The following is a 12,945-nucleotide window of genomic DNA, read 5'->3' on the forward strand; positions in this document are numbered from 1 at the left end:
TGCCATGACAGTCATCAGTACGGATAAGAACTTCGAGGCCCTGAGCCTTACCCTGGTTGCCGAGTTCGACGCCGGCGCGGAACGCGTCTGGCAGCTCTTCGAGGATCCGCGGCAGCTGGAGCGCTGGTGGGGACCGCCCACCTACCCGGCAACCTTCTACAAGCATGAATTCGTGCCGGGCGGTAAGGCCAGCTACTACATGACCGGTCCGGAGGGGGACAAGGCGCACGGCTGGTGGGAGTTCACCAGCATCGAGGCGCCGCGCCAGCTCGAGTTCAACGACGGCTTCGCCGACAGCGACGGCAACCCCACGGGCGAGTTCGGCACCAGCCATGCCACGGTCACCCTCGAACCCGTGGGGGAGAGGACGCGGATGACCATCCTGTCCACGTTTGAGTCGGAGGAACAGCTGGAGCAGATGGTGCAGATGGGCATGGAAGAGGGCCTCAAGGAGGCCGTCGGACAGATCGACAGCATCCTCGCCGAGCACGCCAACGCATGACGGAACGCGTACGAAGGTCCCCGGCGGCAGCGTCCCTGCGCCGCTGCGCCTCGGCCGGCAGTCCCACCTTCGCCTGTTTAGACAGCGGGAGGATCTGCAGGGCCACCTCACTGCGCCGGATGTTGAGGTCTGTAAGGTCGAGGACCCAAAGGGAGCCGTTCCAAAACCGGTCCGCCACCACGGTGCCGTCCACCAGGAGCCGCGCCACGTCGCCCGCCCAGTGGATCTCCAGCTCCGCGTGGGCTGCAGAGCCGGCATCGTCCGGAAGGTCCAGGCGGTATTCCTGTGCGAATTCGTTGAGAAGCCGTCGCCGTAGCCGCCGAACAGCGGCAGGACGTCGCCGTCGGGAAGTTCTGCGCCGCCCCAGGCCGTGGCTGCCCAGACGGGTGCGGTCAGGCCGGCGTTGCGGGCGATCTTCTTGAGCTCAGTGATGTGGTCCGGCTGGTCGTACAGCTCGTTTTCCAGCTGGATGCCGACGACGTTGCTGCCCGGGCCCAGGAGTCCGGCCAGTTCCTCGCCCAGGTAGCCGAACCAGCGCTTCACGAGTTCCAGGTACGCGGGATCGTTAGTGCGGTGCTGGACCGGAGCCTGCTGGACCCAGTCCGGAAAACCGCCGTTGCGGACCTCGCCGTGGCACCACGGCCCGACGCGCAGGACCACGTCCAGCCCCACCTCGGCACGCAGGCGGACGAACGCTGCAACGTCCAGGCCGTCGTCGAAACTGACCTTGCCCTCCGTGCGCTCATGGTGGATCCAGAAGGTGTAGGTGGCCACCACCATGATGCCGCCGGCCTTTATCAGGCGCAGCCGCTCTTCCCACTTGGCGCGCGGAACCCGGCTGTAGTGCAGTTCGCCCGACACGGGAATTGCAGGTTTCCCGTCCACCTCCATGTAGTGTCTGGTGACGCGGAACCTTTCGTGGCGGTCCGTCGTGTTGCTCATGTCCGGGAAGATCAGGGGTGATTCCCAGGGTTTGTGGACGACACGCAGGGCGGCAGGCGAAGGGCTTGCGGGGTTGGGCATAGGGCCGAGTATTCCATACTCAGGAAACGTTTTCTGAGGAGCTGCTCAGTGACGCGTTGAAGCATCCAAAAGGCTTCGAAATACTTGAAGAAGGCAGCGGAACCTGGAAGGCGGTGGCACGAATGGGCAGCGGATCGGAAGAGCTCCGAAAGCGGTTGGAGCACGCCGCCGAGCTTCGGTCCCATCGCGGGGCGGGTATCAGTGCCCAGGAAGAAGCCGCCCTCGACGCCCTTGACGAGAAGGAGCGGGAGAAGCGCCGCAAGGTGGGCGATGCAGCGAGGGCGGAGTATTTGGTCCGGGATGCCATGGCGCAGGGCAAGTTCGACAACCTCAAGTACGCCGGCAAGCCGATCCCGGGGCTGGGCGAATCCTACGACCCGGACTGGTGGGTCAAGGGTTTGCTCCAGCGCGAGAACGTCAGCGGCCTGGGCCCGCCTGCCATCCTGTTGCGGACCGAGGACGCCGAACTCGACTCCAAGCTCGACGAGCAGTACACGGAGCAGCAGGTCCGCGAGCTGCTTCAGGACTTCAACCGGCGCGTCATCGACGCCCGCCGGCAGCTGCAGGGCGGCCCGCCCGTAATCACCAAGACCCGCGACGTGGATAAGGAAGTGGAGCGCTGGCGCCTACGGCGTGCGTCCCGCACGGTCCAGGAGGCGCCGGCGGAGCCGGAGGAACGCCGGACGTTCTGGCAGCGGCTGTGGAAGGGGACGGGCTAGGCTGCCGCCCCTGTGAGTTCGAAGAGCTCGCAGAGCATGCTGTAGTAGCGTGCGGTCTGGCCCTGATGCCGCAGACCGATCCGGATGCACACCTTCTGGGAGGCGGTGTTGGCCGGGGCTGTCACCGCCACCACCTTGGGCAGGCCGCTTGCGAAAGCGTAGTCAAGGACCGCCCGGCCAGCTCCGCTGGCGTAGCCGTGGCCCCAGAAGTCGGGGTGGAAATGCCAGCCGATTTCCGTATCTCCCGACGGCTGCAGGGGCGGCGGGCCTGACGCGGGGATGCCTTTCAGGAGCAGCGTTCCGGCCAGGACCTTTCGGTCCTTGAGCTCGACCGCCCAGATGCCGTCGACGGGGTGATCCATGGCTCGCCAAGTCCGGATCCGTTCCTCTGCCTGAGCCACGTCCGCCATGACCTGCGGAGAATTTCCAATGAACCGCTGGACTTCCCAGCGGGAGTACAGGTCCAGCACAAACCCGGCGTCCTCCGGCTCCCATTGCCGGAGGATCAACCGCTCGGTTTCGAGGCTTTTCACACCGTTCATTGTGGCAGAGGCCGTTTTCCACCTAGGACTTTTGGGTGGCGGGAATTGTCGGAGGGTGCTGGAAGACTTTGTTCATGGAGGTGTTGTTTGGGGTCGCAGTAGTGGAGGCAGGGCACCATGGTGTACTGTCTCATGCCGCCCCAACCATCGCTGATGCCCTGAGGGTTCTGGCTGCTGTGCGCGTGGCGTCTGATGGTCCGGGGATGGTTGATCAGCTGCGGCAGTTTGAGGATGTGAAGGCGTTGGCGGCGGCGCGGCAGGCCGAGGTCGCAGTGGCTTTTGATCTGCAGCAGCGGTGGGAGCAGGCCGCCGCCGGTGTCCCTGCCGGGGAGCAGGGTGCCGGGGTGGCTGCGCAGGTTGCGTTGGCGCGGCGGGAGTCCCCGGCGCGGGGCGGGAGGCTGCTGGGCCTGGCCAGGGCCCTGACCGGGATGCCCCGCACGTACGCGGCGTTCCGGTCCGGGCAGCTGAACGAGTGGCGGACCACGCTGATAGTGAAGGAAACGGCGTGTTTGTCGGTGGAGGACCGGGCCGCGGTGGACGAGGAACTCGCCGCCGACACCGGGACCTTCGACGGCGCCGGTGACCGGGCCATCATCTCCGCCGTCAAGGCCGCCGCGTACCGGAGGGATCCGCGGTCGGTGGCGAGGCGCGCCAGCCACGCGGTGAATGAACGGACGGTGTCGTTGCGGCCGGCGCCGGACACCATGGCGCGCCTAACTGCGCTGCTGCCCGTAGCGCAGGGCGTGGCCGTCTACGCCGCTCTCACCAAGGAAGCCGACACGCTCCGGGCTGTGGGAGATGGGCGCGGCAAGGGCCAGATCATGGCCGACACCCTCGTCGAAAGAGCCACCGGCGTAAAGGGCGGGGTCAGCAGCATCGACATCCAGCTCGTCATGACCGACCGCACCTTCCTCCAGGGCGACAGCGAACCGGCCCGCCTGACCGGCTACGGCACCGTCCCGGCAGCATGGGCCAGAAAAATTGCTGTCGCGGGGCCGGCGGGAGGTGAAGGACTGAAGACCTGGGTCCGGCGGCTCTACACCGCACCCGCCACAGGGGATCTTGTCGCGATGGACTCCAAGGCACGGCTCTTTCCGCACGGACTCCGCCGCTTCATCCAGGTCCGGGACGACGTCTGCCGGACCCCGTACTGTGACGCGCCCATCCGGCACGACGACCACATCATCCCCTGGCGCAAAGACGGGCCCACCAGCGCCGGTAACGGCCAGGGCCTCTGCGAAGCCTGCAACCACACCAAAGAAACACCATGTTGGTCAGCCAAACCACTCCGTATCCCCGGAACCCGGCACACCGTCCAGCTTAAAACCCCCACCGGCCACACCTACACATCCACCGCGCCACCCCTTCCAGGCGCCCGATGGAGGGTCCCGGCGGCAAAAAAGCCAAGCGTCCAAGTGCTGGGCCGCGCCGGACCAGCGGGTTGATCGGAAAACGGCCCAGGGTAGATGCCTGGATTACTAGGGCTTCGGCGGCGTCGGGTTCGGGCCGATCATGGACGGGGGAGGACCCGGGAAGGGTGCAGCCGGGTACAGGGGCGCCACGTTCACCATGTAGTTGGCCCACTGCGGCCCGGCGATCATGTAGCCGTCGAGGCGGGGGTAGAACGTGCCGTTGATGGTGACATTCTGGCCCGACCGCTGCTGGCTCTCCAGCGCGTCACCAAAGAACGACGCGGTGGCCAGTCCGGTGGTGTAGCCAACAATCCAGGTGGCGCCGTTGTTATTTGACGTACCGGTCTTGGCAGCCGTTGGCACCTTGTCGTGGACCTTGGGGTTGATCCAGAAACCCGAACCCCTCACCAGGACATCCTGCAGGACGTTATTGACGCCGCGTGCCACGTCCGGCTTCACGGCATCCCTGCACTCCACGGGCTGGCCTGGCAGCTTTCCGCCATTAGCGTCGGTAACGTCCACAATGGCGATTGGGGTGCAGTAACGGCCGTCGTTCGCAAAGGTGGCGAAAGCGTTGGCCATGTGCAGCGGAGCCACGTTGGTGGCTCCCAGCAGGTTACCCAGCTGGTGCATGTTGATCGGGGAGCCGTCATGCCCGTTGTGCAGCCCCACTGCATCGACCATCTTCTGGATGCCGCAAAAATCCAGCTGTGTTGCCGAGGCGAAGGTGGCGGTATTGATGGAGTTGTACAGGCCGTAGTTGATGGGCATCTTCCGGTAGAAGCCCTCCTCGGCGTTCTGCAGGTCGTCAGCAGCGCCGAGCTCGGGGTTGTTCTGCGCCGTGCTGTAAGCGCCCAGGACCCTTCCGCAGCTTGACCGCCACGGGAACCCCAGCGGGTAGACACGCTGGGACGCGTCCACTTCCGCGGTCAGGGGCTTGCCCTCGTTCAGCCACTGGGCAAAGGTAAACGGCTTCATGGTGGACCCGGTCTGGAATCCGCCCGCCCCGTTCAGGTTGTTACCCTGGGGATCCTTGGCATCCACGTTGAAGTTCAGGTGCGTATCGAACTTGCCCGGTTGCGGCAGGAAGACAGTGTTTTGGGCCATCGCCAGGATCTTGCCGGTCCCGGGCTGCACCGTCACCAGGGCAGCACCCCACCGGTCGGGGTTCGGTCCGGCGGTCCCGTCCACCTGCGACTGGGCCGCAGCCTGGAGCCTGCTGTCCAGGGTGGTCACAATGGTGAGCCCGCCGCGGTACAGCCGCCGCTCGCGTTCGGTCTGGTTCGGCCCGTACGCCGGGTTGTTCAGGATGAGGTGTGAGATGTAGTCGCAGAAGTACGGCGCCATGTCGGCATTGGCACAGCCCTGCCCCTCCGGATTGATCTTCAGCTCGATGGGCGTGGCCACCGCCTGGTCGTGCTCCGCCTGGTTGATCTTGCCGAGGCGCAGCATCTCGCCGAGCACCTGATTGCGCCGGGTCATGGAGTTGTCCGGGTTGATTGCGGGGTTGTAGAACGTGGGGCTGTTGACCAGCCCGGCCAGCAGGGCTGCCTGGGGCAGCGTAAGGTCCTTGGCGGTGCTGCTGAAGAAGTAGCGCGCGGCGGCCTCCACACCGTAGGCGTCGCTGTTGAAGAACACGATGTTCAGGTAGCCCTCGAGGATCTGTTCCTTGCTGAACTTCTTCTCCAGCTCCAGGGCGAGCTTCATCTCGCGCAGCTTGTCGCCGATGTCCTTTTGCCCGCTGAGGATCACCTCATCCGGGCGGTCCTGCGACACGCGGGCCTCATTGATGACGTTGGTGACGTACTGCTGGGTGATGGTGGAAGCGCCCTGCTGCTCACCCCTGGTCAGGTTGGTAATGAGGGCGCGGACAATGCCTTGGGGATCCACCCCGGCATGATCGTAGAACCTGCTGTCCTCGATCGCGATGACCGCGTCCTTGATATAGGGCGACATCTGGTCCAAGGGCACCCGCACGCGGTTTTCTGCATAGAAAGTGGCGATGGTCTGCCCGTCGGCCGTCAGCACCTTGGTGGATTGCGACGGCGGCTGCACGGTCAGTTCTTCCGGCAGGCCTTCGAAAAAGCCTATGGAGTTTTTGACGCCCAGTCCCGCGGCAGCCACTGCCGGGACCACAAGTCCGGCGGCCAGGATTCCGCACGCGATACTCGCGGCCAGGAATCCCAGAAGTCGTCCCACACTGGCGCTTAAACCGCGCCTGCGCTTCCTTTTCTTCGCCATGCATCAGCCCTCGGGAGCTTGGAGGTGTGAAAAGAATACGTCCACGCCGGAGGGTGTTCCAGAGCCTGCCAGGTCAGGATTTGGTCACGCTTCCACTTTGACCCAGCGATACTTAACGACATATCGTTAAATATCGCTGAAGGGTCGGCGTAATGATTCCTGATGAAAGGACGATGCCGCCATGCGAGGCATATCTGACGAAAAATTCCCAAGCCCCGAGTTCGGCAGGGGCAAATTCCAGCGCGGCAGAGGGCGCAGGGGACCGCACGGGCACCGGGGCGGAGGGTTTGGTCCTGGTTTCGGACCCGGGTTCGGCCGTGGCGGGAGGCGTGCCAACCGCGGTGATGTCCGCGCTGCAATCCTCTCGCTCCTGGCCGAAACGCCGTCGAATGGTTACGGATTGATCAAGACCATCGCTGAAAAGACTGACGGTGCGTGGCGGCCGAGTCCCGGTTCCATCTACCCCACCCTGCAGCAGCTTGTGGATGAAGGCCTGATCGAGGCACTGAGCGATGGCCGCGGCACCGGGTTCGCGTTGACGGATGCAGGCAGGGCCTACGTGGCGGAGCACGCCGAGGACATGGAGAACGCCTGGAACGCGGGTCCGGACAGCTCGGACCGGGATTTCCACCAGAGCATCGGCAAGCTCATGGGGGTCATCCACCAGTTCCGTAGCGGCGTTACCGAGGAGCAGCGCGCGGCGGCCATCGAAAAGCTTGATGAAACCCGCCGCGCCCTGTACAAGATCCTTGCGGACTAGCCCGGCGGTACCTGACGGCGCAGCCGTTACGCGAAGGAATCCTCCTTGGCCGGCCGCTCTGCAGCACCGTGGGGAGCACCGGGAAGGGTGGCCGGGCCCCGCCGCAGCGGATTGAAGCCGGAACCGGTCTCGCCAAAGGCGTAGGCGCTCTCGGCATGCTCGGACAGGTCCACACCTGCGGTCTCGGCCTCGTGGCTGACCCTGAATCCGACGGTCTTGTTGATGACCCGCCCGATCACCAGGGTTCCCAGCCCGGAAAGCAGCAGGGTGATGACCACGGCCGCCGTCTGTGCGATGAGCTGCTGGGGGCCGCCGCCGTAAAACAGGCCGCCGCCCTGGCCGTCAACAGGGAGGGCGATGAAACCGAGCGCCAGGGTGCCGATGAGACCGGCACCCAGATGGACTCCCACCACATCCAGCGAGTCGTCCAGCCCAAACCGGTACTTTAGGTCAACAAAAACGGCGCAGGCAGCACCCGCCACCAGGCCCAGGCCGATTGCGGCCACCGGGCTGATATTGGCGCAGGACGGGGTGACGGCCACCAGTCCGGCCACCACGCCGGACGCAGCTCCCAGGGATGTGGGGTGGCCGTGCCGGACTTTCTCCGTGACCAGCCAACTCAGCATTGCAGCCGCCGGAGTCACCAGGGTGTTTACCCATATGAGGCCTGCCTGCTCGGCCGTAGTGGCGGCGCCGCCATTGAAGCCGAACCAGCCAAACCAGAGGATGGCGGCACCCAGCATGATGACAGGAACATTGTGGGGGCGGTGGTTGGGGTCCTTGGCAAAGCCGTGCCGCTGACCCACGATGAGGGCAAGAACCAGTGCCGCAGTTCCGGAGCTGATTTCCACCACGGCACCGCCGGCGAAGTCGATCACCTGGCCAAAAACAGCGGTGACGGCGCCGCCTGCGCTCATCAGGCCCCCGCCCCAGACCATGTAGGCCAGCGGGCAATAAACCACCGTGACCCACACCGGCACGAACAGGGCCCACGCACCGAACTTTGCCCGGTCCGCGATGGCGCCGCTGATCAGTGCAACGGTGATGATCGCAAACGTGGCGCTGTACCCCGCCTTGATCAGGTCCGGGGAACCCATCAGGTTCTGCAGCCCAAAGCTGGCAAAGGGGTTGCCGAAAATGTCGAGCACGCCCTCACCGGTGGTCATGGAGTAACCCCACAGCACCCAGACCACTCCCACGATGCCGGCCGAAATGAAGCTCATCATGATCATGTTGAGGGCGGCCTTGGCGCGCGTCATTCCGCCATAAAAGAGGCCGAGCCCGGGCGTCATCAACAAAACCATCGCGGCTGAAATCATGAGCCAGACGTGTTGGGCGGTGATCTCCACGGGCGCATCCCTTCGCATGTGAGCTTGGATAGGGCGCTGACCGCCCGGCTTTCCCCCGGCGTCCATCTTTGACGGCCCGTGTTTCCGTTACCGCCCGCCCAAGTTGCGGTGGCGTTACACAAACCGCCCGTTCGTGAAGTTCGCATGTCGGGTATGTTTCCGGCAAGTAAACGTGTTCCAATGCCGCCGCGCCCGCGCTCGACGGGAATGCCTCTTGTTACCGTGCCAGCCGGGATGACTGCTCCCGCTCAAGGTGAGGCGCAGTCGTCGTGCGCACTTCCGTGAACGTTTCCTGCCCATGAACGCAACCTCACGTTCGACGGCATAGATAGTGACGGCGCGCGGCACAAAGTGCCGCACGCCGTCGTCAGTGTTGCCCAGGGGCTGAGACCTGGAACTGCCGGGCGTTGGCCAGCACCGGAAGCTTGGCGCGGACCTCTTCAACAGCTGCTGGATCGATGTCCACGACGACGAGTTCCGGCTTCCCGCCCAGCGCTGCCAGGGTGGAACCCAGCGGCGAGACCACGGCGCTGTGCCCGATGCCGGTGGGAGCCGTGCCGGCAGGAGCCGCACCGATGGTTTCGGGATCACCCTGGCCGCAGGCAACCACGAACGTGGTGCTGTCCAGGGCGCGGGCCCGGACCAGCAGGTCCCACTGCTCGGCCTTGCCTTCACCGGCACCCCATGAAGCGCACACGATGTTGACGTGGGCACCCGCGCTGGCATTGGCGGCGAACAGCGCCGGGAACCGGACGTCATAGCAGGTGGCCAGGCCGAAGACCGTGCCGTTGACCTCAAAGGTGACCGGCTTCTCGCCCGGATCCACCGTTTTGGACTCGGTAAACCCGAAGGCGTCGAACAGGTGCACCTTGTCATAGGAGGTGTCAACGCCGGGTCCGGTCACCAGCAGGGTGTTCCGGACACGCCCGTCCTTTCCTGGCGTGAACATCCCGGCTACGATCGCAATGTCGAGTTCCCTGGCGATCTCCCTGACCTTTTCGGCCCATGGGCCGTCCAGCGGCTCTGCGATATCGGTGAGGGAGTGGCCGAACGCGCGCATTGCCGCTTCCGGAAAGACCACCAGCTCAGCGCCGGCCGCCTTGCCCTGCGTGGCGTAGTCCCGGATCAGTTCGAGGTTGGCTGCGGGGTCCGCGCTGCTGATGATTTGGGCGACTGCAAGACGCATGGATGAACTCCAATCTGTTGCTATCCATCATGTCCTGAAACGGAAGCGCCTGTGGTTCCGCTGGTATCCGGCAGAACCACAGGGGCCCCTCCCTTTCGCGGAGATTACTGCTTGTAGCCCTCCACCTCGCTGACCGGCCGCGCTTCGGCCTCGTTGGGGTTCTCCCCGGATTCCGCCTTGGCCCTGCGCTGGCGCAGGAGGTCCCAGCACTGGTCGAGGCTTTCCTCCACGTGCTTGAGCCGGGCCCGGTCCGGCACGTCGCCGTCCCCGGAACCGCGGAGTGTGTGCTCCTCCTCCACCAGGGCCTGAATGCGCGCCAAAATGTCTTCGTCGTTCATAATCTCCCCTTACGTCGGGCCGGTCCCGCTTGTTCCCCCAGCGTACGTAGTTGGTACGGAAGCCACCACCCCCGCGCTGTACCATCAGGTTCATGCCCACTGTGCTTGAAATGGCAGGTCCAATCCTGGAAATGCTGACCTGGATGTGCCTGCCCGTCGGGCTGGGGCTGTTGTTCTATGCCGGGTTCCTCCGCCGCTTCGTCCACCCTTGGGCGGTAGCCGAAGCCGTGGTGTACTCGGACAACACCGGCGTGGGCTTCCGCTGGGTGGACGGCAGGAACAAGGTCCACAACGCCCCCATGTCCCCTCACGACATCAAGGACCTGGCCGTGGGCGAAACGCTCCCCATCTACTACCACCCCAAGCGCCCCACCCAGTGGCGGACGGCCGTTCCGGAGGAGGAAGGCAGGATGGCTGCCGTGCTCGGCCGCGTCCTGACCGCCGTCGGTGCGGCGGCCCTGCTGGCCGGCTTTGTCCTGCCGATGTTCTAAGCCGCGGGGACGACTAGCCAACCAGTACCACTCCGATGCCGAGGCCTCCCAGCATCACCGCGGCGAAGGCGGTCCACAGCACGGAGCGGACATCGGCGTCGACGCGTTCTTCGTGGATGCCCCGGGAACTGGCTCCGTAGCGGCGGCGCTGGGTGAGGTAGATGGCCAGCGCCGCAGCCGACGAAACGGCAAAGAGCAGCAGGATGGGCAGCCCATGCACCGGAAGCCAGCGCAGGAATATCGCGCTCACCGTCACCAGCGCCATCATGGTGCGTCCCCACGCCAGGCTGGTCCGCTCCGGCTGCAGGCCGGGGTCGCCGTGCGGGCGCTGGGAGTATGCCACGGGTCAGCGCCAGAGAATAAAGACGAGCACGACGGCGGCAGCCAGCGCGCCTGCCCCGGCCAGCAGGGGCACAATGAGCGGGAGCGGAAGGGGCGCCTTGTTCCGCATGCTGCGCTCCACGCGGAGCCACCGCACTGCCGCTCCGGCGCTGAGCAGCATGCCAAGCAGCAACAGGACGACGGCCAGGCCCTTGCGGACCGGCTCGAGGAACAGGTCCGACGTGAACGCCTCGATGGCGATGCCGCCTGCCAGGAGCGCCAGGGACGTACGGATCCATGCCAGGAACGTGCGTTCATTGGCGAGCGTGAACCGGGGATCGGGCTCTTCCCCTCCGGGCAGCAGCCGTTCCGCAATTTTCCCTCGCGACGGCGGCGCAGGTTTCCTGGGTGCGCGCTCGCTGTTGGTCACGGTGCCAGTCTAGGCACGTCAGCCACCGCTCCGCGGGGCGAACATGATGACCGCCACGCCCAGCAGGCAGATCAGGGACCCTGCAACGTCCCAGCGGTCCGGCCGGAAACCGTCGAAGATCATGCCCCAGGCCAGGGACCCGGCCACAAACACCCCGCCGTATGCCGCCAGGATCCGGCCAAAGTGCGCGTCCGGCTGCAGTGTGGCCACAAAGCCGTATGCGCCCAGGGCGATGACGCCCAGCCCGGCCCACCACCACTCCTTCCCCTCGCGCACGGACTGCCACACCAGCCAGGCCCCGCCGATCTCGGCTGCCGCCGCCAGCGCGAACAGCAGGATGGTCTTGCCGATGGTCAGGGTTTGCTCAGGAGTTTCCACGGAGGACATCATGCCAGCCCGGGAATGCAGCCGGCGCCGAACGGGTTGGGGCTGGTATGGAGCGCATCGGTTTCTTGTCATTCGGCCACTGGGGTCCCGGCCAGGGTTCCCGCACCAGGACCGCCGGTGAAGCGCTGGTCCAGGGTATCGAGCTGGCCGTTGCCGCGGAGGAACTCGGCGTGGACGGGGCGTTCTTCCGCGTCCACCACTTCGCCCGCCAGCAGGCGTCCCCGTTCCCGCTGCTGTCCGCCATCGCCGCCCGCACCAGCAGAATCGAAATCGGCACGGGCGTCATCGACATGCGGTACGAGAACCCGCTCTATATGGCAGAGGAAGCAGCGGCCACTGACCTCATCAGCGGCGGCAGGCTGCAGCTGGGGATCAGCCGCGGCTCACCCGAGCCGGCACGGCAGGGCGCGGCCGCCTTCGGGTATGTGCCGGAACCGGGCGAAACGGACGCCGACATGGCCCGCCGGCACACAGCCCTCTTCCGGAAGGCGATCAGTGGCGTGGGCGTGGTTGAAGCGGATCCGCGGTACGCGGGCGGTGCCACTGGCCTTCTTCCGGTCCAGCCGCAGTCACCCGGCCTCGCGGAGAGGATCTGGTGGGGTGCCGGGACACGGAAGACGGCCGTGTGGGCGGCAGAACTGGGCATGAACCTCATGAGTTCCACCCTGCTGACCGAGGATACGGGCGTGCCGTTCCATGAGCTGCAGGCCGAACAAATCCGGCTGTACAGGGATGCCTGGTCCGCGGCGGGCCATCCGCACACCCCCAGGATCTCGGTCAGCCGCAGTGTCCTTCCCATCGTGGATGCCGAGGACAGCAGGTATTTCGCGGGCAGCGCCCTTCGTGACAGACGGGACCAGGTGGGGATCATCGACGGGCTCACTGCCAGGTTCGGCAAGAGCTACGTTGGCCCACCGGACCAGCTGGCAGAGGACCTGGCGGCGGACACGGCGGTCCTGGCCGCCGACACCCTGCTGCTGACCGTGCCGAACCAGCTAGGCGTGGAATTCAATGCGAAGCTTGTGGAAAACGTGGCCCGGTACATAGCCCCTGCGCTTGGCTGGAGCCCGGCCAGGGCTTGAGCGGGCGTCATCTCTCCTGCGCCCGGGTAATCTTGGGGCGCGGGACGCCTCTGCGATACAATAAGCATGCTTACTGTAATTTGAGGGAACGTTCCGGGTAACTCAGCCGTTACTCTTGAAGTGCGGCTTGGGGGCTTAGCGCCCCTTAACAGCGTGACTGCG

14 protein-coding genes and 1 pseudogene are annotated in these 12,945 nt (G+C 65.6%); 6 read left to right on the top strand and 9 right to left on the bottom strand.

Annotated elements, in window-relative coordinates:
• Positions 1-4: 4 nt before the first annotated feature.
• Positions 5-502 carry an SRPBCC domain-containing protein gene (locus tag FDW83_RS12260; protein ID WP_138138363.1) on the top strand — a complete coding sequence of 166 codons (498 nt, stop codon included), beginning with the start codon at positions 5-7 and terminating at the stop codon, positions 500-502.
• Positions 503-1,009: 507 nt separating this feature from the next.
• Here FDW83_RS12260 and FDW83_RS19530 read toward each other — a convergent pair.
• Positions 1,010-1,525, bottom strand: a pseudogene (locus FDW83_RS19530) (beta-galactosidase); the annotation flags it as partial.
• Positions 1,526-1,647: 122 nt separating this feature from the next.
• Here FDW83_RS19530 and FDW83_RS12270 point away from each other — a divergent pair.
• The gene (locus tag FDW83_RS12270; protein WP_138138364.1) at positions 1,648-2,244 is read left to right on the top strand and encodes a DUF1992 domain-containing protein; all 597 of its coding nucleotides are present in this window, start codon (positions 1,648-1,650) and stop codon (positions 2,242-2,244) included.
• Here the strand turns inward: FDW83_RS12270 and FDW83_RS12275 are convergent.
• Positions 2,241-2,786: a GNAT family N-acetyltransferase gene (locus FDW83_RS12275; RefSeq protein WP_138138365.1), complete on the bottom strand. Its 546-nt coding sequence runs from the start codon at positions 2,784-2,786 to the stop codon at positions 2,241-2,243. The genes FDW83_RS12270 and FDW83_RS12275 overlap by 4 nt on opposite strands.
• A 203-nt stretch (positions 2,787-2,989) precedes the next feature.
• Here FDW83_RS12275 and FDW83_RS12280 point away from each other — a divergent pair, with 203 nt between their 5' ends.
• Positions 2,990-4,231 carry an HNH endonuclease signature motif containing protein gene (locus tag FDW83_RS12280; protein WP_205754677.1) on the top strand — a complete coding sequence of 414 codons (1,242 nt, stop codon included), beginning with the start codon at positions 2,990-2,992 and terminating at the stop codon, positions 4,229-4,231.
• A gap of 33 nt (positions 4,232-4,264) precedes the next feature.
• Here the strand turns inward: FDW83_RS12280 and FDW83_RS12285 are convergent, their stop codons facing one another.
• Positions 4,265-6,439 (bottom strand): transglycosylase domain-containing protein, encoded by a 2,175-nt coding sequence (locus FDW83_RS12285; RefSeq protein WP_138138367.1) that lies wholly within the window; start codon positions 6,437-6,439, stop codon positions 4,265-4,267.
• A 181-nt stretch (positions 6,440-6,620) separates the two neighbouring features.
• Here FDW83_RS12285 and FDW83_RS12290 point away from each other — a divergent pair, with 181 nt between their 5' ends.
• Entirely contained in the window at positions 6,621-7,199 is a 579-nt protein-coding gene (locus FDW83_RS12290) for a PadR family transcriptional regulator (RefSeq protein WP_138138368.1), read from the top strand.
• 26 nt (positions 7,200-7,225) lie between these two features.
• Here FDW83_RS12290 and FDW83_RS12295 read toward each other — a convergent pair whose 3' ends face one another.
• The 3 genes from FDW83_RS12295 to FDW83_RS12305 form a co-directional block, all read right to left on the bottom strand.
• Complete coding sequence (locus tag FDW83_RS12295; RefSeq protein WP_138138369.1) at positions 7,226-8,548, bottom strand: ammonium transporter; 1,323 nt, start codon at positions 8,546-8,548, stop codon at positions 7,226-7,228.
• A gap of 367 nt (positions 8,549-8,915) precedes the next feature.
• A complete protein-coding gene (locus FDW83_RS12300) occupies positions 8,916-9,734 on the bottom strand; it encodes a carbon-nitrogen hydrolase family protein (RefSeq protein ID WP_138138370.1) in 819 nt (272 codons plus the stop codon).
• 104 nt (positions 9,735-9,838) lie between these two features.
• The gene (locus FDW83_RS12305; RefSeq protein WP_138138371.1) at positions 9,839-10,072 is read right to left on the bottom strand and encodes a DUF2630 family protein; all 234 of its coding nucleotides are present in this window, start codon (positions 10,070-10,072) and stop codon (positions 9,839-9,841) included.
• A 92-nt stretch (positions 10,073-10,164) separates the two neighbouring features.
• On the opposite strand from FDW83_RS12305, the gene FDW83_RS12310 reads away from it, so the two are divergent.
• Positions 10,165-10,563 carry a hypothetical protein gene (locus FDW83_RS12310; RefSeq protein WP_138138372.1) on the top strand — a complete coding sequence of 133 codons (399 nt, stop codon included), beginning with the start codon at positions 10,165-10,167 and terminating at the stop codon, positions 10,561-10,563.
• A gap of 13 nt (positions 10,564-10,576) precedes the next feature.
• Here FDW83_RS12310 and FDW83_RS12315 read toward each other — a convergent pair whose 3' ends face one another.
• From FDW83_RS12315 to FDW83_RS12325, 3 genes are read right to left on the bottom strand one after another with little or no spacing between them, the layout of a single operon-like run.
• Complete coding sequence (locus FDW83_RS12315) at positions 10,577-10,906, bottom strand: DUF202 domain-containing protein (protein WP_138138373.1); 330 nt, start codon at positions 10,904-10,906, stop codon at positions 10,577-10,579.
• Positions 10,907-10,909: 3 nt separating this feature from the next.
• Positions 10,910-11,314 (bottom strand): YidH family protein, encoded by a 405-nt coding sequence (locus FDW83_RS12320; RefSeq protein WP_138138374.1) that lies wholly within the window; start codon positions 11,312-11,314, stop codon positions 10,910-10,912.
• Positions 11,315-11,332: 18 nt separating this feature from the next.
• Entirely contained in the window at positions 11,333-11,671 is a 339-nt protein-coding gene (locus FDW83_RS12325; RefSeq protein ID WP_138138433.1) for a YnfA family protein, read from the bottom strand.
• Between the two features lie 77 nt (positions 11,672-11,748).
• Between FDW83_RS12325 and FDW83_RS12330 the strand changes: the two genes are divergently transcribed.
• Positions 11,749-12,783, top strand: a complete 1,035-nt coding sequence (locus FDW83_RS12330; protein WP_138138375.1) for an LLM class flavin-dependent oxidoreductase — start codon at positions 11,749-11,751, stop codon at positions 12,781-12,783.
• Positions 12,784-12,945 lie beyond the last annotated feature (162 nt).

It is taken from the genome of Pseudarthrobacter sp. NamE2 (genome assembly GCF_005796205.1).
GTDB lineage: Bacteria > Actinomycetota > Actinomycetes > Actinomycetales > Micrococcaceae > Arthrobacter.